The sequence below is a fragment of the Aminobacter sp. P4_D5 genome, assembly GCF_056401815.1.
Genome location: NZ_JBFUIP010000992.1, coordinates 1 through 606 on the forward strand (window position 1 = coordinate 1; position 606 = coordinate 606).

At 66.8% G+C, this 606-nt stretch carries 2 protein-coding genes; both read left to right on the forward strand.

What is annotated here, in order from left to right; all coding sequences use genetic code 11:
- Nucleotides 1-217: hypothetical protein (locus tag AC1DWF_RS36250; protein WP_476843282.1), on the forward strand; the 217-nt coding region annotated here is incomplete at its 5' end.
- A 3-nt stretch (nt 218-220) separates the two neighbouring features.
- Nucleotides 221-606, forward strand: a 386-nt coding sequence (locus tag AC1DWF_RS36255) for an aconitase family protein (RefSeq protein WP_476843283.1), incomplete at its 3' end; no start/stop codon positions are given.

Genomic DNA, 606 nt, shown 5'->3' on the forward strand with positions numbered 1-606 from the left:
CTCGATCCCAGACTGCATGGCCATCATCGATGAGGTCGGCGTGGATCGGGTCGTCCTGACCACCGACTGTTTCTTCGGCTGGATGCCGCCGGCGGCGGAGCTGCTGCGCGTCACGCTGGGCAGCTTCCTGTTCCATGGCATGGCGGAGGCCGATGCGGCAAAGCTTGTGCGCGGCAACCCGCGGCGCATGCTGGGCCTTCCCGAGTGGGACACCTGAACCATGACCACGCTGACCATCACCGAGAAAATCCTCGCCTCCCACGCCGTGGAGGGCGAGATCCGGCCAGGCGAGATCGCAACGATCCGCCCGGATGTAGTGCTCTTGAACGACATCTCGGGCCCTCTCGCCTTCACGCAGTTCGACGCGATCGGGACCGGCCGGCCCTTCGACCCTGACCACATCGTGTTGGTGGACGACCACTTCGCCCCGGCCAAGGATGTGGAGAGCGCCGAGGCTCTGCGGAGCACCCGCCGCTTCGCCGAGGCGCACGGTATCCGCCACCACTACGGCCCGGGCCGGGGCGGTATCGAGCACACGCTCCTCGCCGAAATCGGCATGGTCGGCCATGGAGACATCGTCTTCGGCGCCGATAGCCACACCTGCAC